At 34.4% G+C, this 23,585-nt stretch carries 23 protein-coding genes; all 23 read left to right on the top strand.

The window, feature by feature from the left end; genetic code table 11:
* Positions 1–29: 29 nt before the first annotated feature.
* Positions 30–296, top strand: a complete 267-nt coding sequence (locus J8M14_RS11605; RefSeq protein ID WP_211074794.1) for a hypothetical protein — start codon at positions 30–32, stop codon at positions 294–296.
* Positions 286–708, top strand: a complete 423-nt coding sequence (locus J8M14_RS11600) for a hypothetical protein (protein WP_211074793.1) — start codon at positions 286–288, stop codon at positions 706–708. Before J8M14_RS11605 ends, J8M14_RS11600 begins: the two co-directional genes overlap by 11 nt.
* Before the next feature lie 383 nt (positions 709–1,091).
* The gene (locus J8M14_RS11595) at positions 1,092–1,658 is read left to right on the top strand and encodes an SRPBCC family protein (protein ID WP_211074792.1); all 567 of its coding nucleotides are present in this window, start codon (positions 1,092–1,094) and stop codon (positions 1,656–1,658) included.
* A gap of 89 nt (positions 1,659–1,747) precedes the next feature.
* Positions 1,748–2,587 (top strand): GNAT family N-acetyltransferase, encoded by an 840-nt coding sequence (locus tag J8M14_RS11590; RefSeq protein WP_211074791.1) that lies wholly within the window; start codon positions 1,748–1,750, stop codon positions 2,585–2,587.
* A gap of 163 nt (positions 2,588–2,750) precedes the next feature.
* Positions 2,751–3,419: a DUF6796 family protein gene (locus J8M14_RS11585; RefSeq protein WP_211074790.1), complete on the top strand. Its 669-nt coding sequence runs from the start codon at positions 2,751–2,753 to the stop codon at positions 3,417–3,419.
* 152 nt (positions 3,420–3,571) lie between these two features.
* Complete coding sequence (locus J8M14_RS11580) at positions 3,572–4,024, top strand: pyridoxamine 5'-phosphate oxidase family protein (RefSeq protein WP_211074789.1); 453 nt, start codon at positions 3,572–3,574, stop codon at positions 4,022–4,024.
* Positions 4,025–4,227: 203 nt separating this feature from the next.
* Positions 4,228–5,976 carry a tetratricopeptide repeat protein gene (locus J8M14_RS11575; protein ID WP_211074788.1) on the top strand — a complete coding sequence of 583 codons (1,749 nt, stop codon included), beginning with the start codon at positions 4,228–4,230 and terminating at the stop codon, positions 5,974–5,976.
* A 356-nt stretch (positions 5,977–6,332) separates the two neighbouring features.
* The gene (locus J8M14_RS11570; protein ID WP_211074787.1) at positions 6,333–8,054 is read left to right on the top strand and encodes an alpha/beta fold hydrolase; all 1,722 of its coding nucleotides are present in this window, start codon (positions 6,333–6,335) and stop codon (positions 8,052–8,054) included.
* A 109-nt stretch (positions 8,055–8,163) separates the two neighbouring features.
* Positions 8,164–8,745: a DUF4255 domain-containing protein gene (locus J8M14_RS11565; RefSeq protein ID WP_211074786.1), complete on the top strand. Its 582-nt coding sequence runs from the start codon at positions 8,164–8,166 to the stop codon at positions 8,743–8,745.
* A gap of 36 nt (positions 8,746–8,781) precedes the next feature.
* Positions 8,782–9,579 carry a hypothetical protein gene (locus tag J8M14_RS11560; protein ID WP_211074785.1) on the top strand — a complete coding sequence of 266 codons (798 nt, stop codon included), beginning with the start codon at positions 8,782–8,784 and terminating at the stop codon, positions 9,577–9,579.
* Between the two features lie 89 nt (positions 9,580–9,668).
* A complete protein-coding gene (locus J8M14_RS11555; RefSeq protein ID WP_211074784.1) occupies positions 9,669–11,315 on the top strand; it encodes a phage tail sheath C-terminal domain-containing protein in 1,647 nt (548 codons plus the stop codon).
* A 97-nt stretch (positions 11,316–11,412) separates the two neighbouring features.
* Complete coding sequence (locus tag J8M14_RS11550; RefSeq protein ID WP_211074783.1) at positions 11,413–11,886, top strand: phage tail protein; 474 nt, start codon at positions 11,413–11,415, stop codon at positions 11,884–11,886.
* Between the two features lie 43 nt (positions 11,887–11,929).
* Positions 11,930–12,379, top strand: a complete 450-nt coding sequence (locus J8M14_RS11545; RefSeq protein WP_211074782.1) for a phage tail protein — start codon at positions 11,930–11,932, stop codon at positions 12,377–12,379.
* Positions 12,380–12,387: 8 nt separating this feature from the next.
* A complete protein-coding gene (locus tag J8M14_RS11540) occupies positions 12,388–12,894 on the top strand; it encodes a phage tail protein (RefSeq protein ID WP_211074781.1) in 507 nt (168 codons plus the stop codon).
* 2 nt (positions 12,895–12,896) lie between these two features.
* Positions 12,897–13,055, top strand: a complete 159-nt coding sequence (locus tag J8M14_RS11535) for a DUF5908 family protein (RefSeq protein ID WP_211074780.1) — start codon at positions 12,897–12,899, stop codon at positions 13,053–13,055.
* 2 nt (positions 13,056–13,057) lie between these two features.
* Positions 13,058–13,762 (top strand): hypothetical protein, encoded by a 705-nt coding sequence (locus J8M14_RS11530; protein WP_211074779.1) that lies wholly within the window; start codon positions 13,058–13,060, stop codon positions 13,760–13,762.
* A gap of 3 nt (positions 13,763–13,765) precedes the next feature.
* Positions 13,766–15,439: a type VI secretion system tip protein VgrG gene (gene vgrG, locus J8M14_RS11525; protein ID WP_211074778.1), complete on the top strand. Its 1,674-nt coding sequence runs from the start codon at positions 13,766–13,768 to the stop codon at positions 15,437–15,439.
* A gap of 12 nt (positions 15,440–15,451) precedes the next feature.
* The gene (locus J8M14_RS11520) at positions 15,452–15,646 is read left to right on the top strand and encodes a hypothetical protein (RefSeq protein WP_211074777.1); all 195 of its coding nucleotides are present in this window, start codon (positions 15,452–15,454) and stop codon (positions 15,644–15,646) included.
* Between the two features lies 1 nt (position 15,647).
* On the top strand, positions 15,648–16,064 hold the full coding sequence (locus J8M14_RS11515) for a GPW/gp25 family protein (protein ID WP_211074776.1): 417 nt from the start codon (positions 15,648–15,650) through the stop codon (positions 16,062–16,064).
* Positions 16,065–16,083: 19 nt separating this feature from the next.
* Entirely contained in the window at positions 16,084–16,512 is a 429-nt protein-coding gene (locus J8M14_RS11510; protein ID WP_211074775.1) for a hypothetical protein, read from the top strand.
* A 22-nt stretch (positions 16,513–16,534) separates the two neighbouring features.
* Positions 16,535–20,752 (top strand): baseplate J/gp47 family protein, encoded by a 4,218-nt coding sequence (locus tag J8M14_RS11505; RefSeq protein WP_211074774.1) that lies wholly within the window; start codon positions 16,535–16,537, stop codon positions 20,750–20,752.
* Positions 20,753–20,914: 162 nt separating this feature from the next.
* The gene (locus tag J8M14_RS11500; protein WP_211074773.1) at positions 20,915–22,405 is read left to right on the top strand and encodes a hypothetical protein; all 1,491 of its coding nucleotides are present in this window, start codon (positions 20,915–20,917) and stop codon (positions 22,403–22,405) included.
* Positions 22,406–22,426: 21 nt separating this feature from the next.
* Positions 22,427–23,536, top strand: coding sequence for a hypothetical protein (locus tag J8M14_RS11495; RefSeq protein ID WP_211074772.1), 1,110 nt, complete (start codon positions 22,427–22,429; stop codon positions 23,534–23,536).
* Positions 23,537–23,585 lie beyond the last annotated feature (49 nt).

The raw sequence follows: 23,585 nt of genomic DNA, 5'->3' as shown, positions 1-23,585 counted from the left end.
TATTCTCAAAGTATGATGAACTTGACGTTATGCTATCTGTTACAGATTACAATCCAGAAAATGGACATATACAATACCTTGTTGTTTGGGATGACTTTGAGATTCAACGTATTGATATTTATTGTACAAAAGGAAAAGCGGAAAATTCAACAGCAATTACTTGGTTGGAATACAATGCTGGATTATACAAAAAAAGCACACCATTAGTTAGCAAATTTGTGGAAGAAGGTTATCTGTTTAAGGCTGTAAAACGTTACATAACTAACATTGAAAATCAATTAAAAAATGGAGAATAATCTAAATCATAATCAATTAACAGATTCTAATTTCATTGAACAATTCAAGAATGGCTCATTAAACCCTCAAATATTTAATCACGAAGCTCATTTACGTTTAGCTTGGTTATACATAGATAAGTTTGGAATTAAACAAGCCGAAAAACATATACAAAAACAACTTCAGAATTTTGTTGAGATTGTTGGAGGAAAAGATAAATATCATAAGACGTTAACGATAGTCGCTATCAGAATTGTGAACCACTTTATACGAAAATCCGAATCAGATAATTTTAATGATTTCATTGATGAGTTTCCCCAATTAAAATCTGAATTTAAAGAATTAGTAAATACTCATTACAGTTTCAATATTTTCAGTTCTGATAAAGCACGAACGGAATTCTTAAAACCCGACTTGCTGAATTTTGAATGAAAATAACTGTTGCCAACAAGGTGTCCTATGAAAAGCTCTAGTCCAGTTCTCTAAATATAATTAATACAGGTTTTGATGCTTAGTCGGAAGTTTGGAAAAATATACATTCTAAATAAAAACTTAGCAAATAACCATAAAGTTGTTAAAACTGAATATAAAAAGGTCACCTACTAACATTAGATATAAAATCAGAGTAAAATATAGTGCTGGATCAAGAAATTATTTCCTTTTTGTAATGGCATTAAATTTTTATAAATTGAATAAGAAATAAAAATACATAGATAAATCGATGGGCTAAGGTGTGTTTTCCTCGCTGTGATTCATATGTTTAGCGTTATCTTACAGCAGATAACTAATAATTGAAAACGAAAATTATCAGAGTTATGAAATACTTAAAATATATTCTTGGATTTATAACCATCTTGGTTATTGGTTTTTTTTTAATTGGGATTATCAAACCTGAATTAGCTTATGACTGTGAAATAATAGTTGAAAAGCCAGCTGCTGAATCTTGGGCTGTAGTCCAAGATGAAGAGAAGATGTCGGAATGGTTACCTGGATTTCAAAAAATTGAACATCTTAGCGGTACTCCTGGTACTGTTGGTGCAGTTTCACTTGTGTATTTTGATAATGATGGGCAGCAAATGAGTATACGAGAGACCATTACGGATATCGTTCCTAACAAGTCTATATCTATGACTTTTGAGGACGATTTTATGAATATGGATTATAAAATGTCCCTGACTTCTATTGATGGAAAAACAAAAATCAATTCAAGCACCACTACAGTGGGAAATGGAATGATTTCAAAATCCATAATGGCATTAATAGGAGGCTCAATTAAAACACAAGAGGAAGCAAATCTTGTTAATCTCAAGAAAGCGATTGAGCAAAACACAAAAGACTATTTCCAAGCTGATAAAGAAATTATTGAAATCAACGAAGAATAAATTAAGGGGGAATAACAATGTATATGAAATCGCAATACCTTTTCGGGATGCAATGCTAGATATACTAACCCTTACCATCGATCAAAAAAATGACAGTAAAAAATCTATCCAACACATCTTTTGATGAATTATTAGATTGCTTTTTATTGGCATTCGAAAATTACTTTGTTAAAATGCCCACGGATAGAAATTACTATTCAGAAAGATGGAAAGCTTCTAAAGTTGACTTCAGTTTTTCATATGGAATGTTTGATAACGAAAAATTAGTTGGATTCATAATTCATTCTATTGATAAAAGGAATGGAGTACTTACGGCATATAATTCGGGAACAGGGGTTATTCCAAAATATAGGGGGAATAGAATAGTTGAATCGATTTATCAATATGCTCTCCAGGTATTAGAGAAAAATAATATTGAAAAAAGTACACTGGAAGTGATTACGAATAATACAAGAGCAATACGTTCTTATAAGAAGATAGGGTTTAAAAAAATTAAAACCTATAAATGTTTTAGTGGGAACATAAAAATAGATCACCCCACGTCTTTTAAGCTAGAAGAAGTTAATATTGAAAACATTAATTGGACTGGACTACCAAATCAGCATTTCTATTCTTGGGATAATCAAAAAGAATCAATCCTAGTAGGGAAGTATACTCACTTTCTAGTTGAAAATAATGGAGAACCTGAATCGTTTTTTGTAATTAAACCAGAAAGCGGTTATGTAGCTCAGTTTGATATTTTAAAACCCAATAACAAATGCTGGAATAGACTTTTTTGCGCAATTAAGAGTATTTCACCAACGATTAAAATCAACAATGTGGATGAACGATTAACAGAAAAGATAGATACCCTAAGACAGATTGGACTAGAAAACTTAATCGATCAATATGAAATGGAATTAACAATAAAAGGAGGTAACAATATATAACAATTATGGCACCTAATGGCAGGTAAAGTTCTTTATACTTGTGGTTGTGCCCATTTTCTGAAATAAAGAAACTCTTTTAATTTTTCTACTAACTGGTTTAATTTTTATGTAGGGATTTTATAGTGAATTTAACCGTGAGTCAGATGCGAAATAACAACAATCAATGAAAATAAATCAGTTTTGGATTAGAGTTTTTGGACTATTCGGAATAATTGGTGGGTTAACTCTGTTTGCTGGAGACATGCTTTTTTATTATGATCACAGTAATACCAATTTTAGGGAGAACATGGGTAGAGCATCAGACTTTAGGATTATTGCAAGTGCTATTACTGCTCTTTTAGCTGCTTGGTTTTATATGCTTGGAGTGATACAGGTATATCATGCGTTTAAACCAAGTAAACCAGTGGTAAGGAATACTCTATTATTTTGTTTTGGAGCTATCGTAATAGCTTATGGGGTTATTCATGGTGCATATGTTTCTATTGCAACCTCGGCGAAATTAGCTACCCAATATAATCTTGATATCAATGAGGCCGTCTCGCTTGCCGCAGAGACTAGTAATGTTTTAAGGTTATTTGTTTATCCCATTTTTGGAGTTTTATCTATTTTGTTCATCGTCCAGGTTTGGAAAAGAAAAACTTTATATCCGAGATGGATTATTCTTTTTTTTCCGCTTATTCCTTTTTTAATTCAGGACTTCATTTGTAATAATTTGTCAGGCAAGATTTGGATTATAGTATGTGGAGGATACTTAAATCTTATCTTAATCGTCTTTTTTATGGCATCTACAATTGCATTGTGGAATATTAATAGAATTTCAAATAATGAATAAAGCATGGTATACAACAATTTATAACCGAAATTACGGTGTATTCAACTATATTATCCTCTACTTAGAATTGTTAATGCTTGTGCTTAACCAAAAATTAGTAACTTAAAACTCATAACTGACGGCTATATGGTAGTTTTGAATACGCTGCAAAAATGGAATTGACAATAGAAATAAAAGAATATATTGATAAAAGCGTTTTGTGCTGGGTTGCGACTGTATCACCTGACGGAATTCCAAATGTTTCACCAAAAGAAATATTCAACTATTACGGAACGGACAAGATAATTGTTGCGAATATTGCTTCACCACAAACGGTTAAGAATATCAAGCAAAACGAAAATGTTTGTGTAAGTTTTATTGATATTTTGGTGCAGAAGGGATTTCAAGTAAAAGGAAAAGCAAGAATTATTAAAAAAACTGATTCTGAATTCTCGGAGATGGAAAATTTATTAACTCAAATGACGGGCGGAAATTTTCCTTTTGCAACTATAACAGAAATTACTCCGGAACGGGTTAAACCAATTATTGCACCTAAATATATTCTTTATCCCGAAACAACTGAAAGAGAACAGGTTCAAAATGCAAAAAAGGCATATGGATTTTAAAAATCAAAATCAAAACCCATAACTGACAGTTATATATGAGACATTACCTTTCATTATACAAAATGGAAAGAGAAATTTAAAAATCTAAATTGTATCTAACGATTTAACACTTGTTACGAGGTCGTTTAAGAAAATGATAAGTAGTTTTATAGCAAATTGAAAAAAACTTAAAAAACCACTTTTACCTGTAACCATAATTTTTCATGATTTTTTTTAAAGTTTCTTTATGTCAATCACAAAGATATCTATATATAAAAAAAATAATCACCTGTATCATTATAGGAATTCTTTTCTCACTTAATTTTGCATATGCAGTAGATAAAACTCAGAAAATTGATAGTTTACTGCAGCAATTGAATACACATAAAGAAGATGATTTTATAAAGGTAGATCTTCTTAATGCCATTGGTTTTGAATATTGGATTATAGATACTGATAAGTCTATTAGTTTTGGTAAAGAAGCATTTCGATTATCAAGAATATTGGGCTATCCAAATGGTTTGGCAAAAGCAAATCGTGTCATCGGAGTTGCTTATTGGGCACAGGGCAATCAAAACAAGGCGTTAGAATACCTAAACACTTCCCATAAATTTTATAAAAAGATTCAGGATAAAACAGGACTTGCTAATACCAGACTTAATATTGGTATGGTGTATGCCGATCTTAAAGAGTATGAAAAAGCGCTACATTATTATGAGCAGGCTATTAATGAATTTACTGCATTGGGATTAAAAGGTAGGATAGCGACTACTTTTACCAAAATAGGAACGCTTCTCATAGAGCAACATAAGGATACTGAGGCACTACAATATTTAACATATGCACTACAAATGCATACTACCAATAATTTCACCTATGGAATAGCCGAGGCACATAATAGACTAGGCATATTGTACCTTCATAGAAATGAAATTGAGCAAGCCTCTTACCATATTAAGAGGTCGATGGTATTAGGCAGTACTGTTAATGATATCGACGGATTGACCAATAATCTTATTATCTACGGAAAAATTCTAAGACTTTCTAATCGTCTTAATGAAGCGTTGATTAAATTAGATAAAGGCCTGAAACTTGCTAAAGAAAATAACTTAAAGAAGTATGAGTTATTTGCGTACGAAGAATTGAAAGAATTAAAAAAACAGCAATATAAACCCGAAGAAGCTTTTATATTTTATGAAAAGTATATAGCCTTAAAAGATTCTCTTTTTAATTCAGAAAAATCAAAGCAAATAGCCTATTTGGAGTTTGAGAACGAGTTAAGAAAGAAAAATAAAGAACTACAAGTACTTAAAGCAAAAGAAAAAACAGATAATTTTATAAAACTCATTTTGATTCTGGGAGTTACGATTATATCCATCTGTGGATATGTGATTTATGTTATATCCAGACAGCGCGCTAAAAAGAGTAAACAACTATCTGACAAAACCCAGGAACTTCTGGAATCAGTATATGCCCTTGCCCAGAAAGATTTAGAAAACTCTGAACTAAAACAACAGGAATTAAAACAACAATTAGATTTCAAGAATAAAGAACTTACGTCATATGCACTTAATTTTATAAAAAAAAATGAAGTTGTCCAACAATTACAGAAGACCATAAAGGGCATCAAAAAATCTTCTACCATTGAAAAAGATAAGTTGATTATTGATCTCAATAAAATAATACGAAAGAACCTTAGTATTGATAGGGACTGGGAAGATTTTAGTAGATTTTTTGAAGATGCTCATCAGGGATTCTATTCTAAGTTAAAATCTAAACACGCAGATTTGAGTACAAATGATCTAAAAATTTGCTCATTAATCCGACTGAATCTTAATACCAAGGAAACAGCCAGTATACTTGGAATATCGCCAGAGAGTGTAAAAACGGCACGTTACCGTCTTCGTAAAAAACTGGAATTGGATTCCAAGCAAGAAATTCTATCCTATTTAATACAATTGGGACAAGAATAAATAAGGTGATAGTATCTTGATGTCATAAAAAATATAAATAATAAATAACTGATTATCAATTATTTATTTATTACTTGTCTACGCTTTGTACCCTTATTTTTAACAATTTACCTTATCCGGTCTACCTATTGTATACGTTGGTTTTAGTGGGAAATATCCAACCTTTTTTATTTTTGATATTGACTAGGTTTTATATTAAAAGGTAATGAATAGTATTTCTGAAAAGGACTGTAGACCGAGCTATATGTAAAAGTTTTTTAGCAATTGTTCACACGACTTACTTCTTTGTCTACAACGTTTTTTAAAAACCGTTATGGTTTATTCACTGACAAGAGATATTATCAAAAAAATGAATTATGAAGGAGCAGAGAGAATTTTTGGTTCCACCAATACAATATACAAAAAGTGGAAATATCAATATAGCTTATCAAGTTTTTGGATCAGGTCCAATAGACTTAGTGTATATTCCGGGGTGGGTTTCGAATATTGATTGGATGTGGGCTTGTCCTGAATTAGTAGATTTTTTCCAGGAGCTTGGTAAAATGGCAAGGGTTATTCTCTTCGATAAACGAGGAACAGGACTTTCTGATCGAGTAGTGGAACTCTCCACTCTAGAGGAACGGATGGAGGATATTAGTGCGGTTATGGATGCTGTAGATTCAGAAAAAGCGGTTCTTTTTGGTCATTCCGAAGGGGGAAGTGTATCCGCCCTGTTTAGCGCTACATATCCTAATCGTGTAATTTCATTAATTACTTTTGGGATTTTTGCGAAGCGTAGATATTCATCAGACTATCCTTGGGCACCTACTGATGATGAACGACAAAAGTTGTATGATATGATCGAAAACAACTGGTGTGGTGGCAAAATGCATTTGGAATCATTAGCCCCCTCCAAGGCTCAGGATACGCAATTTATGAACTGGTTGGCGAGCTATTTTAGATCTGGAGCTAGTCCCAGAGCGGCTTTAAAACTTACCAAAATGAATACAGCAGTAAATATTATTGATATTCTAAAATATATAAAAGTACCTACTTTAATTATGCAACGTACTAATGATATAGATGTGAAAATTGAAGAAGGGAAGTTTATTGCTCAACATATCAAGGATTCTAAATTTGTAGAGTTTGAAGGAGCAGATCATCTTTTTTGGGTTGGAAATACAAAAGAAATTTTGGGTGAGATGAAAACTTTTATCAAAAAAACTAAATTGGATGTTAATTATAGAAACGGTCTGTTTACAGTATTATTTGGACAAATCGTATCATCTCTAAAGTCAAGCCTTAGATTAGAGATAGTTAGCGAATTTGTGAAGAAATATGGCGGTAAAATAATTCATCCTGATAAAAAATGCTTTGTAGCAGTTTTCGAAGCTCCTGGTAGAGCAATCCAATGCAGTATAGATTTACAGGATACTTTGCAAAATTCAAAAACATCAATATCTATGGGGATTTATATGAAAGAAGGAGCACGTGATAGTTCTAAATTTCTTGATGATCGGGATGATTATATGATCACCGCTATGCGTTCTCAGATAAACCCCAATCAGATTCTGGCAACTCAGACCATAAAGCATTTATTATCAGGAGCAGAGTTTAGTTTTATAGAGGATACTTCAATACTTGATACCACATCTCATGATTTATGTAAACTATACTCTGTAACGAAAAATTCTAAATCAAAAGATCAAAATGAAATTGTAAAATCAGGTAGTTTTTGCCACTACGATTCTTTTTTAGAAGATGTATTGCAGGTTATTGATCAACATCTGGAAAATGATGCTTTCGGAGTAGAGATGTTGAGTAGGAAGATAGGAATGAGTGAAAGACAATTACAGCGTAAGATCAAAGCTACAACCAATAAATCACCAAATCAACTTATTACCTCTACACGGTTAAATAAAGCTAAACAGGCTTTGATGTCATATAATTATACTGTGGCAGAAGTAGCTTTTCAATATGGTTTTTCTAGTCCATCTTACTTCTCTAAGTGTTTTAAAAGAGAGTTTGGTATTCGCCCGACTTCATTAGCACAAAAATTTAATAGCAATATAGAAGATCTTCATTTTGCTATGTCGTAATTGTCACAGGATTCGTCGGAATTGTTACAGTTGAACGGGGAAATTACGGATAAATTTGAACTCGTAAGATATCCGGTTTTGGATACTGTTTCAACAAAAGTCAATTACAATGATCGATATAACCTTAAGTGTTTTAAAAGAAAAATTGAACGAATATTTCAAATTAAAAACTGATGGAGATAGTGACCGTGTAAAGTTTATTGATAGTAACAATAATGACCCGATTACATTTACTAATAATGCGGTGACACCTTTTCTGATCAATATTTCAGAAGATCGTAAATTCAGAAATTCGGATCAATATGCCGGAGTAATTCGGGATGGGGTGAGAACTCAAATAAACCCTGAAATTAGAGTTGAATTATTAATACTATTTGTTTCAAAATTTAATGATTATAAACAGTCTCTTAAATTTCTTTCTTATGTAATTAAGTTTTTTCAGGCCAACAGAATTTTTACCCCTAAAAATTCACCCGAATTGTCTGATGAAAATATAGAAAAATTAATTGTAGAACTTATATCACTTCCCCTCGAAGAGCAAAATCAAGTATGGCATTCTTTGAATACCTCTTATTTGCCTTCAGTTCTATATAAAGTGCGCCTATTGTCCTTTGTTGATGAACAAAGTATAGAATTTGTAGGAGCACCGGCTTTGGATTTACAACTCAATCTTACCGAAAAGTCAAGATAAGTTTTATAGAAGTATAAATAAAGAATACAAATACAGATGAAATACGGGGAATTCTTTCAAATAGAAATTGTGCATCACTATTTTTTGGATGAAATAGCAGACTTGATCCTGTTACCTGAGGCGCAAACAAGAAGGCTTTTAGAAAAGCAGCATTTTCTTATAAAAAGAACGGGAAAAGGGATTAAGGTTTTAATACCTGAGAAAGAAAAAAATACTATTCTATCTGGCATAGAGTCCAATGATGTATTTGTTTTCCATGTATTCCCAACATCAGATAGCGTTCTGGAGTTCACGGATACTTCAGGGTTTGAAAACGATAAAATGATGCTTTTTACCAATGAAAGATTAGGTGTTGATAATGTTGAGCTAGTAAGATCTGAAACGGTTCAAGAAGGCAAGTTTAAAGGTTTTTCTGCAATGGCAAGAGTAGAAATAAAAGCAAGTGAAGTTATCACAGACATCAATGTTACTTCTCCTGTGTATCAGGTAGTTTTTAACTCAAAATCTATAAAATGGAAATACTATTTCCTTGCAAACCCTGATGACTCTAATATAGTTATCGACGCTAAAGATGAACAACTACAATTTAAGGAGTTGGAAATTAAAGAAGATGATACTTCCGACCAAATAATAACATCCCTAAGACTGAATTTTCCGGATACGAAAATATTAGTTTTCGAGTCAAACACCTCTATCCCAAGCAGCAATAAACCGATAAAGGATATTAAGCTAATACAAAAAGACTCGGTGATCCAAGCAGATTCAACCCTCATTAAACATTTGCCTAACCCCAAATCAAGTGATCAAGGTATTCAAATTATTAAAATCAAGTAAATAAATAGCATTTTTTAAAATACAGCTTTCATAGCAATAGTGAGTTTTAAGAAATGCCCAAAATTGTAATCATTTAAAATTAATAGAATATGTCTAATTTTTTAACACCTGGTGTATATACAGAAGAGGTGCCACTATTACCGCAATCAGTAGCAGCCGTATCTACAGCCGTACCTGCATTTATTGGTTATACAGAAAAAGCGATAAAAGAAGGTAAAAATGTGGCTAATATGGCCGTGAGAATTTCTACGTTTTTAGAGTTCAAAGAAATATTTGGAAAAGCACAATCCACTTCGTTTTCGGTAGAAATTAACGAAGATGAAACTGTAAAGAGTGTGACTGCAGAGGCTCCAAAAAGTACTTTGTACTATGCAATAGATCATTATTTTAAAAATGGTGGAGGCGATTGCTATATCGTATCTGTTGGATCGTACACGGATACTGCAAGCAAAGATGGATTTTTAGCAGGTCTTGATATCTTAAGAAAAGAAGATGAACCTACCCTTATCATGCTTGGAGAAGCTGCTAAATTAGCAAGTGATGATTACTACGAGATTTGTCAACAAGCATTAGCTCAGTGTGAAGACTTAAAAGATAGGTTTTGCATTTTTGATATTAAGAGGGACGATAAAGATGCTGAAGGATTCAGAAATGGGATAGGTACCAATAACTTAAAATACGGTGCTGCCTATACACCCTATTTACAAACTTCTCTTAACTACATTTATAAGGATAGTGATGTAAGTATTTCAAAATTCTCTTCTACACAAGAAAGCGGTGTATTCCAAGTAGTATATCAAGATATCAAAATTTCTTTTGAAGGAAGTGAATCTGATATTCCAAAATTTAGAGTAAATGGCGGTAGTGGAGCTGATATAGACTTTACGATATCAGACAATAATTTGTTGACTATTTTCAATGTTCCTGAAGCGGGTATTTCTGCTAGTGATATTATAACCGCCTGGGAAGGAGTTAATGATAAAAAGGGTTTTGAAATCGTTGCTATAGAAGAAAATGGTATTATCAAAAGAACAGAGGGAACAGGAGGTCAGGATTTTGGAAGTACGGCAATCACAGAAGGATCCTTTACACTGGATACTAAAAAAGGAACAGCACTTTACAGCAAAATTGTAAGTGAACTAACAAAAGAGAAAATCATTTTACCTCCAAGTGCAGCTATCGCAGGAGTATACGCTACCATTGATAGGCAAAGAGGTGTATGGAAAGCTCCGGCTAATTTGAGTTTAAACTCAGTAATTGGACCTGTAGAAAAAATTTCTTCAGCGAATCAAGAACGTCTTAATGTAGATACCACTGCAGGAAAATCAGTCAATGCTATTCGCAGTTTTGTGGGTAAAGGCACTATGGTTTGGGGAGCACGCACACTGGCTGGTAACGATAATGAATGGAGATATGTTCCAGTACGTAGATTATTCAATATGATCGAAGAGTCTACTAAAAAAGCATCTCACTTTGCTGTTTTTGAGTCTAATGATGTAGCAACATGGTTAAAAGTAAAAGCAATGATTGAGAGTTTTCTGTATGGCATCTGGCAGCAAGGTGGCTTAGCAGGATCCACAGAAGAGCAGGCCTATTTTGTAAATATTGGGCTCGGTAAAACAATGACACAGCAAGATATTCTAGAAGGAAAAATGATTGTAGAAATTGGTATCGCGGCTGCGAGACCTGCTGAGTTTATTGTATTAAAATTCTCTCATAAACTACAAGAAGTTTAGTGTTTTGAACATAAATAAAAATAATATGATGATACTAGTTTCTGTAAAAAAAGAGCTAATACATCATACAGTAGTAAACTATTAAAAAAAGTAAAAGATGGCGTTAACAAAAGAACAAATCGCAACGGATTACCCATTACCGATTTATAATTATAGAGTAGATATAGATGGTGTATCCTTTAGTTTCTCCAAAGTGTCCGGATTAGATCTGGGATTTGAGGCTATTACCTACAAAGAGAGTCATGCAGCTAGTGGTAAAGTAGGTCCTAATATTATGTATATGCCAGGACAGATCCAAGCAGTCAATATTAGCTTAGAAAAAGGATATGTAAAAGGAAAAAGCATTGCAGTATTCTATGAGTGGATTAATAGTATAGAGCTCAATCGTGTGGATAAAAAAGATATTATCGTCCACCTTTTAGACGAAACTGGAGGTACCGTAGTAAGCTGGAAAGTGATCGATGCTTTTCCTACGAAACTCACAGGTCCTTCTTTTGATGCCAGCTCGAGCGAAGTAGCCATAGAATCTATGGAGCTTATGGCGTCTCGAGTAACCATGGAAGAAGCTTAATTTATACCAGTTCTTTGAGAATCCAATAGTTAAAAAAACTTTTATGGCAACAGATAAACAAACAATTGTAGAAAGTTATCCTTTACCGGTGTATAACTATAGGGTAATTATTGATGGTATAGCAGAAGATATGTCCTTTTCTGATGTCTCAGGACTAGAAATAGAGCACGATCATGTTCTGTATAAGCACGGATTCAGTTGGGCGATGGGATACCATCTGATCCGTGCTCAACAGAAACCTATCAATATTAGTCTGAAAAGGGGAATTCTAAAAAATAGAAGCTTTTTATATGATTGGTTGCGATCAGGAGAAAAGAAAGATATCAGGATAGAACTATGTGACGAAAATAGTCTGGCATTAGTGAGCTGGGATGTGCATAGAGCACTACCTTTTAAACTAGATGCTCCTTCATTTAGTGCAGGTACTAATGATATTGCTATTGAAAGCCTGGATTTGATAGCTCATGATTTAAAAATTACACATCACGAATAATTTATAGTATGGAAGCATTAGAAACATTTAAGAATATAGCAGATCCTAATCCTGCATTGTCACATAGATTTGGAGTCTTCTTTTTTGCAGGAGGTTTTATTCCGAATCCAATAGATTTTCGATTTCAGCGGGTAAGTGGGCTTAGTGCCGATATACAGACGGAAACAATTAATGAAGGAGGACAAAATTTACACGCTCACCGATTACCGGGTAGGATAAACTATAATAATTTGGTGTTAGAACGAGGGTATAGCACAAGTGTTATTCCATCTCCTTTAGGTATAGAGTTTAATGTGGCTTTTTCTAGATTTAAGTTTCAACCCTCTAATGTATTGGTCACTTTATTTGAAGAAGTAGGCGGTATTATAGATACTCCAGTGCCTATAGCGTCTTGGCTTTTTATGAAAGCATATCCTGTAAAATGGTCAGTTTCAGATTTTGATGCACAGGCGAATTCAGTAGTTATAGATACGCTGGAAATGGCATATACCAGAATTCAAACTATAAGTATATAACGATGCCGGTAGAAATAAAAGAAATTGTAATCCGAGCAATACTAGCAGAAGATAGCACATCGGATAACTCATTGAAAGCCCACCAGCCTGGAAAAGAGGAGTTAATACAGGAATGTGTCACTCAGGTATTGAAAGTAATTAAAAAGCAAAATCGAAGATAATTATGTTGTCTAATTTTTTTAAACTAGAAAAACTTACCATCGTAGGGCATACTAACGCAAAACGGACAGATATTTCTACTCCGAAAAATACATTTGAGGCGATGTTTAATCCGGAGACGTACTCCTTGACCTATCAAAATGTATATGATCCAAAACAAGGTATTAATACCAGTGGTCGCAAAGCTAAGTATGCGCTGACAAAACCGGAAAAGTTGAGCATAAAACTTATTTTGGATGGTAGTGGTGTAAGCACTTCCAATAGCATCAATCTGATTGGCAAAGGGTATAAAGATGTTTATAAACGCGTGCAAGATTTCTTAGAAATTACGGGTAAGATGGATGGAGAAATCCACGAACCTAAATATCTCACCCTAAAATGGGGAGATCTATTATTTAAGTGTCGGTTAGCATCAGTACAGGTAAACTATTCTTTGTTTAATAGACACGGCATTCCTATACGTGCAGAGCTAAATACAGAGTTTTTTGGAGACTTAGAAACATCAGAACGGTTAAAAGACGAAAATAAAAGCTCTCCGGATCTAACACATTACAGAATAGTAGGAGCCCATGATAGACTGCCTATGATGTGCGAAAAAATCTATGGATCCGCACAGTATTATACGTTGGTAGCAAAAGCTAATAACCTAGACGATTTTAGAAACCTTAAACCAGGACAGGAAATTTATTTCCCACCTATAGCACAATAAGCCATGGCAGTAGTTACAGCAGAAATTAAAAACTTAGATGATGACCAGATGATGAATTCAGATTTTGATTTGTTATCTATTGATGTCAGTAAAGAATTTAATAAGGTACCTACAGCGGAGCTAAAATTGATAGATGGCGATGTGACCAAAAAGAAGTTTAAGATCTTGGATAGCAAGTTTTTTGAACCTGGTAAAAAAATTGAGATCACCCTTAAATATGAAGGAAAGCCTAAAGACAAAGCAACCATTTTTGTGGGGATTGTAGTCAATCAGTCACTAGAATTAAATAGTGTAGGACCAACCTTAACCTTAGAACTGTGTGATGAGACTATTAAAATGACCAAGGTTCGTAAAAATGCTGTGTATAGCAATAAAGAGGAAAATATAACAGATAAAACGATCATTGAAGATATCATAAAAAACCAATATAAACTGAAACATACTGTTGATCAGACGAGTGTAAAGCACACACAAATGATTCAGTATTATGCCACAGATTGGGATTTTATAGTGTCAAGAGCAGAAGCTAACGGACAATTGGTTCGTGTAAGTGATGGTACAATATCGGTTATCCAACCCAATATGGATGCCTCTGTGGTGGAACTAGAATTGGGGAAACACGAAATTTATGATTTTGATTTACAAATAAATGGATATAACCAATATGCCGAAGTTTCGGCTATTGCTTGGGATGTGAATTCACAAAAAGTAACCAAAACGATAATAGGCGAAGATCATATTTTATTTAATGCAAATGAAAAAAAGCAGATAGATGAAATAACCAAAGCAGTAGGAACAGAAACAAATACATTAGTTCAGGCAACACCAATGGATATTGATGAGCTTCAATCATGGTCAGATGCAAAGCTATTGAAATCGAGATTATCAATGGTAAGAGGCTGGATTAAAATACCAGGCACAATAGATTTTGAAGTTGGAAAAACAATTGAAATTAAAGAAGTAGGAACAAATTTTACAGGAAGAAATATTATATCAGGAGTTCGGCATGAAGTAACAAATGAAGGTTGGGTAACGCATCTGCAGATCGGTATGGATGCCAATTGGTTTACTTCAAAACCTGATATTATAGATACTCCGGCAGCAGGATTATTACCAGGAATCAATGGATTACAGATTGGTAAAGTAAAAGAACTAAAAACCGATACCAACCAGTTTCGTATCAAAGTATGTATTCCAGCATTTGGGACGAAAAAAAACACAGTTTGGGCACGTCTGGCAACAATGGACGCGGGTAAAAAACATGGAACTTTTTTTACACCACAGTTAGAAGACGAGGTAGTGGTTGGATTTTTAAATGACGACCCCAGACACGCTATTATCTTAGGTTCTTTATATAACCCAAAAAATCAACCTCCTTTATCTTTTGATGAGAACAATAAATCAAAAGGAATTTTTACTGAATCCGGATATAAATTACTTTTTGATGAGGATGAAAAAATAATCACGCTAGCTACCTCTGATAATAACCGTATTTGTATTGATGAAAAGCAAAAAAGTATACATCTCGAAGATCCCAACGGAAATCAGATTGAATTAAGTAAAAATGGGATGGTAATTAATAGTGCAGGTGATCTTGAAATTAAAACCAAAGGAGACTTGAACATTGATGCAAAGGGTGCTGTAAAGATCAAAGGAAAGAAAGTAGATATGATATAATATTTTATAAACATGGGACACATAAAATTAGAGGTAACAGTAGACGAGACCAATGTAATTCTCAATGCTCTAGGACAACTATCGTATATAAAAGTAGTTGACCTGATCCAAAAAATTCAACAACAAGGAGCATTCCAGTTGAAGAATATAGACAAAGGAGATACAATTGAAGAAGAAAAAGATATAGAAGAAACAATACAACAATAAGATGGAAAATAAATTTTTAGGGGTTGGATGGGCTTTTCCTCCAGAGTTTTTTGAAGGAGGAGCAGAAGTAAAAAAAGTTTCAGGAGAAGAAGATATTAAGCAAAGCCTTCAGATACTTTTGTCTACCACATTTAACGAACGATTGATGAATGCAGGGTTTGGTTGTGATCTGAATCAGTTTTTATTTGAACAGATCGATCAAGGATTTAGTAGCAATATAAAAAATGTAGTTTCTGATGCCATCCTGAATCACGAACCAAGAATAAAACTTGATGAAGTAATAGTTGATAATGCTGATGCAGAGAATGGTTTGATAACACTCTCTATAGCGTATACAGTTCGTATGACCAATAATCGATTCAATTTAGTGTATCCATTTTATGTTAATGAAGCTTCAGCAATAGCTTTCGAAATTTAAAAATAAAACAAAATAGTAAATGGCATTAGATAGTATTATTACAGACGGTGACGAGGTTAAATTTATTCCTGTATTTGGTAGTGCTATTGTTAGTGTACAACCAGGTAGAATAGCAGCTTCGGGTAAAACAACCATTAAGGGTAAAAAAGTATGTATTGAAGGAGATGAGAAAAAAGTAGAGGTTGCCAATTGTTCTTATATCATGCCGCCCTTTGTAATACCTGGATCTGGTACATTAAAAATAAAACAATTAGCTCCCGATCAATTAACACAAAAAACGAAAAGCGGGAATAAAAATATCATCCTAAAAGGAAAATTCTTCATTGCCGTTTTTGAAGTTAAATCTCCTGCCAAGCAACCACCTCCAGCGAACACTCCAGATCCTATGCCTATGTATATAGGTCAAGGAATGTTAATGCCAAGTAATACGAAAATAAAAGGGACGTAATTAAAATATAGCAGCAGTAAAGATGATCAATACTCAAAAAACTCACGAACTTCTTCTTAGAGACGGAAGCAGTCAGCAAGATAGATATCAGCGGGCATTAAATCCCGATTATGTAAAGGTAGAAAACCGAAGCATAGAAGAACTGATTGCAGAATCACAACGCTTGGCCAAAGAGCTTCAATTCTTTAATGAAGATAATGAAACCACCACTACCTGGGAATCATTTTTAATTGATGACCCCGTAATTTATGGGCAAAATTCACCCGTAGCACGACAAATACAACAAAAGCAGTGGGCTCGTCAATTGGCAAACTATATAGAAAATCCAAATCATTTTATAAATGATTCCAAAAAAAGTGCCAAGCTATCCAATCCACATTCAGTGCTTTTTCTTTCGTTTTTAAAATTATTGAATCATCTAAAGGCACAAATAAATGGCTTAACCGAAAGACATCTCGACTTTTATTTTCGCGAACGTTTAGGCCTAACTCCAAAAGCTGCTGTCCCCGATGTAGTGAATGTATTATTAGAACTAGCGGAAAATATAGATCAAATAGAAATCAAAAAAGGTACCGTGTTACTTGCAGGAGAAGATGAAGAAGGAAACGAATTACACTACACGGTTGATAAAGACGCTACGATCAGTAAAGCGAGTATATCTCAACTTAAAAATGTTTTTGTTGAGAAGGAAATAGCGACGATAAAGCATATACATCGCAAAAAGATTGCAATCCCGGATGAAGCGCTTACGCATATGATGCAACTAGCATTAGGAAATCCAAATCCTGGTGATCAGCTTCCTGTATTCCCCAATAATGAGATAAAAGATATTTTTGAATTACGTGATGAGGTGCAAAAAGGGAACGAATCTGCCGTTCGCTATGTAACGAAAAAGTTATTTCTTAGAGAAGAAGACTTCAACCTAATCTTTCGGAAGAATCAAGAGCAAAAAGATGGAGTTGCTACGGATTGGCAAGATGTATATGATATATTGGATCAGGCTTTTAAAGAAAAACTTAAAAACGAACGACAACAAGAACTAAAAAAACTTCACGAAAGTAAAGGGTTTGATCTGTTACTACAGCATGTGTATGGTAGTCCATCACCCGGAGATAACTTACCCATTTATAGAGGTAGTGAAGCTTCTTTTTCTCTAATCTTTGATGATCTTCAGAGTGGCGATACAAATAAAAATAAAGAAGCCTCTGATTATATTGAAGAAGAACTTAAAGTCTCTAAACAAGATTTTATTCACATCGTTCAAACGAGTAAGGATCAAAGTACTCCAGAAGTGGGTTCGGAAGCAGCAGCATTACAAAAAGAAAACAGGAAAAAAGCATACAAAATTTTAGAATTAGCAGATCGTCAAGTACGAAGAGTACTACTCCCCTCTCCTGTTAGCGAAGAAATATCAGATATTTATGCAGCTACAGATGCTAAGGCGAATACATTTAGCCAGTATGGAGACGAAGAAGAAAGTGAGCGTTTTAAGACTTTTGGGAGTAGACCACCTTTAGTAAACAAACCTTTACAGCCGGCAAATATAGGTTTTGGTATTAGCTCACCGACACTGTTACTTAATGAAGGTAAAAGGCAGATTACGGTGTTGATTGATTTGGGAGCAATCGATAGTGATACAGAAGTATTGAATTCACTTTTTGATCAAGATATTTCAAAACCCTTTTTAACTCATCTAAGTAGTGAAGAGGGATGGTTACAACCTAAAGATGTTTCGTATACCATTGGGGATTACCTTGGATTAGAAACCGAAGGTACATACGGTATACCTGGTAATAATGAAGATACAACATCCTTAAATCTAGGCGATGAGCAAGTAATTACAATTAGTGAAGGAGAAGATTTTAATCTTTTAGACATAGGTAAATATTTGGTGTACCCTAATGGTGATATCTGTAAGATTATAAAAATGATATCACCTACAGAGGTAACAGTAGTGAATGTAGGTAGTACCGATGAACGTTTTGATGGTGTTAGAAAATTTATAACTGATCAAGTGTATCTCAATTCGCTGAAAGTAAACATTCGATTAACTGAAAATGATGCACCAATTACTCCATTAGGCGTAGCCGATACTTTAGGATATGTTCAATCAGAGTTTCCATCAGTTGTATTTTCATTGAACCATATTGAATCAGAGCTTGATCAAAACAGCTACCAAAGCAGTTATCAAAAGCTGATGCAACTAGTGATGAATAAAGTGCATCTAGAAGTAAAGGTTGGAGGATTGTCTGCAAGAGATACAGGTATTCAGAAGCTTACTTTACAAAATGACCAAAATAGTATAGACAGTAAGAAACCTTTCGAGCCTTTTGGTTTCGAACCAGAGGTAGGAAGTAACTTTTATTTTGCCAACGAAGAAATATCCCAAAAAAAGCTACATCATTTAGATATTGATTTACAGTGGTTAAAATCTCCCGAAGATTTCAAAGAATATTATGAAAATTATTGGCGTATTCAGACGGATAAAAAAGAAGAAGATTTTTTGGATAGTGATTATGTGATTAAAAGTAATGATGATTTTAAATCCAGATTATTTTTTCACGACCGTAATGCGGAAATTCCAGTGACCAACATAAAATTGTTTAGCGATGAAGAGAAAGTTCGTGTAGATGCACTCTCTAATCATATGCAACAAGAAGCTCCCGAATACCAATATACTCAAGATGTAAGAGGAGCAGTAGGAGAAGATGAAGTACTGGATTGGGATCGATATTTTAGGTTAGAATTAGATCCTGTGGATTTTCAAAATTCAGTACACAATACGCTATTTACCAGACAAGCATTATCCACTAATGATGAAATTAAAAAATTGATAATAAATCCTCCGTATCAACCGAAACTAAAAAGTTTCAGAATTGGATATACTGCCTATTCAGACATGAATATAGTAACATCTAAAGCAACGGATCAGGATACGATGTATCATATCAATCCTTTTGGATATAAAGAACTACGTAGAGACAAAATACCTAGCCTGTTACCTATCTATAATGATGAGGGCACACTTTTCATAGGTATTTCTCAATGTATAGCGCCACAGATACTTTCGGTTTTATTTCAAATGGCTGAAGGTAGTGCCAACCCTGATGTAGAAAAACCCGTATTAGAATGGTGTTATCTTAGAGATAATGAATGGATTTCTTTAAAAACTTCTGCAATTCTATCGGATACGACAAATGGTCTATTAAATACAGGGATTATAAAGATCGCAATTCCGGGAGATGCTACTACTGGTGATACTTTAATGTCTGGTGAATCATTGCATTGGCTTAGGGTAAACGCAGCAAATAATATATCGGGGATTTCAGATACTATCGATATTAGAGCGCAAGTGGTTAGTGCTACTTTTAGCAGTGATGTCGTAGCTCCTTCGCATTTTGAGAAGTTACTCCCGGCAAACTCAATCACAGAGACATTAGTTTCTTTCTCAGAAATAAATACGATTACACAACCCTTCACTTCTTCCAAAGGAAAACCAGCAGAGCAAGGTGGAAGTTTATATAAGCGCCTTAGTGAGCGATTGCGACATAAAAACAGAGGATTGACCATGTGGGATTATGAGCACATGATATTAGATCGTTTCCCGCAGGTGTATAAGGCAAAATGTCTTCCTTCTACAGAAGAATTAGGTAAGGTCAACATTATCGTAGTACCTGACATAAAAGGACGTCTTCCTTTTAATCCGTTTGCACCAAAAGTAGCTGCCGATACGCTTTTTCAGATTCAGGAGTATTTGGACTATCATACACCGGCATATGCAGAGATTGCCGTATCCAATCCTTTTTACTTACAAGTATCTACTCGATGCGTAGTGAAGTTCCACGAAGGATTTGATGAGAATTTTTACAAAGCAAAATTAATTGAAGAAATCAAACGCTTTATGTCTCCTTGGGCATATGGTGATGATAGCGATATCAAAATAGGGGGAACCCTTCACGCCAGTGTGGTAATAAATTTCATTGCAGAAAGACCCTATATCGATTATGTAGCAAATCTAAAATTGTTTCAAAGCGAAGATGGAGAAGTTTTTACAGATGTTCGCAGAATTAATGATGGAAAATCGATGGTAATTCCGTCACGACCGGATATGATCATGGTTTCTGCGCAATTGCACGATATAGATGTAGTAGACGAGAATGGCTATGACGAAGAAAACTTCGAAGGGATTAACTATATGATTATTGGAAAAGACTTCATCATCCCTCAAAACCTTGTGTAAAAGTGAACTGCCTTAAGGGTAAGCTCGTGAAGCATTAGATTGAAAATTAGTTGAGATTTCAAAACAAACCTCAGAATAACTTGCCTGACAGCAGTCAGGTTTAAATCTCGATTATCGAGTTAAAAAGAATTTTTAAAAGATTTAGAAGCAAAAGGAAAAGGTATGGATATCAATAAAAGAAATAGGACAGAACTAAAACAGTTTTTTGAACAAGGAGATCAGCCTACAGAGCAGCAGTTTGCAGAATTCATCGATGCTGGGATTAATCAGTCAGAAGATGGAATTGCCAAGGTGCAAGGAGCTCCTTTATCTATACAATCTGAAGGAGATAGTGCAGGATTGCAAGAGGTGCTGGACCTATTTTCAAAATTTACTGATGATAAACCAAAATGGTCACTAAACCTGAATCCTACGGTGAATCCGCAAGAACCTGATAGCAATCAAGAAGGTTTAAATATAAAAGATGCTACAGGACAAAGCCGATTGTTTATTAAATCAGGAAAAGGGGATGTGGGTATTGGAACCATCGAGCCGACATCTAAATTAACGATACAAGGCAAAAATGAGACCTCCTTATTATCCGTAATTGATACTACGCAACAGCACGCTAAAGTTTTTGAAGTGACACAAAACCAAGGCAATGGAATAGTATCCTTAAGAAGTGGGGAAAATGAAGAAATAGTCAGATTGCAGGGGAAGCAAGATGCAACAAGTTTTCTTTTAGGTAAGGTTGGTGTGGGTACAAACACACCAAAAGCGCCATTGTCAATTCTAGGTACAGGGAATACTACTAAGCCAGACCAATCAATGCATATTACCAATAGTAGTATACTATTTGGAGGAAGCAATGCTGGAGGAAGCGCACAGTCTGGAAAAATAATAGTAGATGAAACGTCACTTAAAATTTTTGGAAAAACTTCTGGAACCAATGGAGCTACTAAGAAAATAGATATTTTTTCAGAAGGTGGTATGAGCGTAAAAGGAAATATAAACGCTCTAAATAAATTAAATGTTGAGGGTGCGCTCACGGCAAAAACGGATATGCAAGTGCAACAAAATTTAACCATTAATGGAAATATTATTGCAAAAAACCAATTACAGATCGAAGGTGTGCTAACTGCGAAAACAGATTTGGAGGTGCAAAAAAAATTGACGGTAAAGGGAAGCACTACTGTAGAAGCTAATATGACTGTAAAAGGTAATACAACTGTAGAAAAACCCATTAAAATCCCAGTTAACCAGATTGTAGCCTTTTCTGTAGCATTAAGTGTTAATATGAAAGGTGCCAAGAACCCTCTTCAGTTTGGACAAGTGAATTATGATATGGGAGGACATTTTAAAAACAACACCCATTTTATTGCACCCATAAAAGGGATGTACCTATTTACGATGTGTATGCGTCATAATACTGGTGATGGTGATGTAGGTTGGAAGTTACGATTAAATGATACAGATTTTGTAAATGGGACAGCTGGGGATGAAAAGCAAGAACGTTCTTGGCTTATCGCGAAAACTGCAGGACATATGAACTCCCGAACTGTGATCACTTTTTTGCAAGCAGGGGATAAAGTACATGTGGAACAATTTGGGAGTGGTGGAAACGATAATTATTCATCAGGTTTTGAAGGGATTTTGTTACAGGCGCTAACATAAAACAATTTAAAAGATAAAGAAATGGACATAAATAAAAGAAACCGAACAGAACTAAAACAGTTTTTTGAGCAAGGAGATCAGCCTACCGAACAGCAATTTGGAGAATTAATTGATGCGGGAATGAACCAGGCAGAAGATGGGATCGCCAAAATACAGGGCAATCCGCTGGCAATACAAGCAGAGGGAGAGAGTATTGGTACTCAAGAAGTATTAGATCTATTTACCAGCTTTAATGACGATAATCCCCAATGGTCATTGAATCTGAATCCTAGAGTGGATATACAAGAACCTAGTAGTAGTCAATCCGGATTAAATATCAAAGACGCTACTGGTCAGAGTCGATTGTTCATCAGATCAGGACAAGGAAATGTAGGAATCGGTACACTGGATCCAGTATCCAAAGTAACAATCGAGGGTAAAAATAACCCTTCATTATTATCGGTTATTGATACGAGTCAAGAACGTACCAAAATTTTAGAAGTTACCAAAAAAGAAGGAGTAACTATAAAAGGGGCTTTACAAGTGGATGGGGATTTTATGGCCAACAATATTTCTAGTAATGTTACTCTTGGTAGTGAAGGTGCCAGTGATACTAGAATTGCTACACAAAAAGCAGTAAAAACTTATATCGATACGCGTTTACCTAAGGGATTAATCTCTATGTGGTCCGGAAAAGATATTCCATCAGGATGGGCATTATGCAATGGTAAAGATAATACACCGGATCTATCAGGAAAATTTATTGTTGGATTTGATAAAGATACTAACGACTATAATGAGATCGGAAAAACAGGTGGATTAGAAGAGGTACGGTTAACTGAAGCGGAGTTACCTCCCCATACACACACAGATAAGGGACACGTGCATAGCATTACAGACCCTGGTCATAATCATATTAATAGTTCATTTAATCGTTTAGTAAGACAAACAGGAAATGATACACATAAAGGAACGGATGGTAGGAATGATCCAGGTAAAGAATTTGATTTAAGAAATTCTGCAGAAATTAAGGAAAGTAAAACCGGTATTAAAATAATATCAGGGAAATCCAATCTGGAAAAAACAGGTGGAGATCAGCCACACGAAAATCGACCACCCTACTATGTATTGGCATATATCATGAAACTTTAAAAATGAAATCATACCTGCATTAATACCACAGTTAACACAAATTTTAAAA

Source organism: Aquimarina sp. MMG016, from assembly GCF_018100805.1.
In the GTDB taxonomy this organism is placed as follows: Bacteria; Bacteroidota; Bacteroidia; order Flavobacteriales; family Flavobacteriaceae; genus Aquimarina.
The sequence above is the reverse complement of the archived record's forward strand: the minus strand, read 5'-3'. Positions and strand labels throughout refer to the sequence as shown.

Bases quoted from the DNA above. Each gene is read 5' to 3' on its own strand.
- J8M14_RS11605 (WP_211074794.1), top strand. From the start codon at position 30: ATGCTATCTGTTACAGATTACAATCCAGAAAATGGACATATACAATAC.
- J8M14_RS11600 (WP_211074793.1), top strand. From the start codon at position 286: ATGGAGAATAATCTAAATCATAATCAATTAACAGATTCTAATTTCATT.
- J8M14_RS11595 (WP_211074792.1), top strand. From the start codon at position 1,092: ATGAAATACTTAAAATATATTCTTGGATTTATAACCATCTTGGTTATT.
- J8M14_RS11590 (WP_211074791.1), top strand. From the start codon at position 1,748: ATGACAGTAAAAAATCTATCCAACACATCTTTTGATGAATTATTAGAT.
- J8M14_RS11585 (WP_211074790.1), top strand. From the start codon at position 2,751: ATGAAAATAAATCAGTTTTGGATTAGAGTTTTTGGACTATTCGGAATA.
- J8M14_RS11580 (WP_211074789.1), top strand. From the start codon at position 3,572: ATGGAATTGACAATAGAAATAAAAGAATATATTGATAAAAGCGTTTTG.
- J8M14_RS11575 (WP_211074788.1), top strand. From the start codon at position 4,228: ATGATTTTTTTTAAAGTTTCTTTATGTCAATCACAAAGATATCTATAT.
- J8M14_RS11570 (WP_211074787.1), top strand. From the start codon at position 6,333: ATGAAGGAGCAGAGAGAATTTTTGGTTCCACCAATACAATATACAAAA.
- J8M14_RS11565 (WP_211074786.1), top strand. From the start codon at position 8,164: ATGATCGATATAACCTTAAGTGTTTTAAAAGAAAAATTGAACGAATAT.
- J8M14_RS11560 (WP_211074785.1), top strand. From the start codon at position 8,782: ATGAAATACGGGGAATTCTTTCAAATAGAAATTGTGCATCACTATTTT.
- J8M14_RS11555 (WP_211074784.1), top strand. From the start codon at position 9,669: ATGTCTAATTTTTTAACACCTGGTGTATATACAGAAGAGGTGCCACTA.
- J8M14_RS11550 (WP_211074783.1), top strand. From the start codon at position 11,413: ATGGCGTTAACAAAAGAACAAATCGCAACGGATTACCCATTACCGATT.
- J8M14_RS11545 (WP_211074782.1), top strand. From the start codon at position 11,930: ATGGCAACAGATAAACAAACAATTGTAGAAAGTTATCCTTTACCGGTG.
- J8M14_RS11540 (WP_211074781.1), top strand. From the start codon at position 12,388: ATGGAAGCATTAGAAACATTTAAGAATATAGCAGATCCTAATCCTGCA.
- J8M14_RS11535 (WP_211074780.1), top strand. From the start codon at position 12,897: ATGCCGGTAGAAATAAAAGAAATTGTAATCCGAGCAATACTAGCAGAA.
- J8M14_RS11530 (WP_211074779.1), top strand. From the start codon at position 13,058: ATGTTGTCTAATTTTTTTAAACTAGAAAAACTTACCATCGTAGGGCAT.
- vgrG (WP_211074778.1), top strand. From the start codon at position 13,766: ATGGCAGTAGTTACAGCAGAAATTAAAAACTTAGATGATGACCAGATG.
- J8M14_RS11520 (WP_211074777.1), top strand. From the start codon at position 15,452: ATGGGACACATAAAATTAGAGGTAACAGTAGACGAGACCAATGTAATT.
- J8M14_RS11515 (WP_211074776.1), top strand. From the start codon at position 15,648: ATGGAAAATAAATTTTTAGGGGTTGGATGGGCTTTTCCTCCAGAGTTT.
- J8M14_RS11510 (WP_211074775.1), top strand. From the start codon at position 16,084: ATGGCATTAGATAGTATTATTACAGACGGTGACGAGGTTAAATTTATT.
- J8M14_RS11505 (WP_211074774.1), top strand. From the start codon at position 16,535: ATGATCAATACTCAAAAAACTCACGAACTTCTTCTTAGAGACGGAAGC.
- J8M14_RS11500 (WP_211074773.1), top strand. From the start codon at position 20,915: ATGGATATCAATAAAAGAAATAGGACAGAACTAAAACAGTTTTTTGAA.
- J8M14_RS11495 (WP_211074772.1), top strand. From the start codon at position 22,427: ATGGACATAAATAAAAGAAACCGAACAGAACTAAAACAGTTTTTTGAG.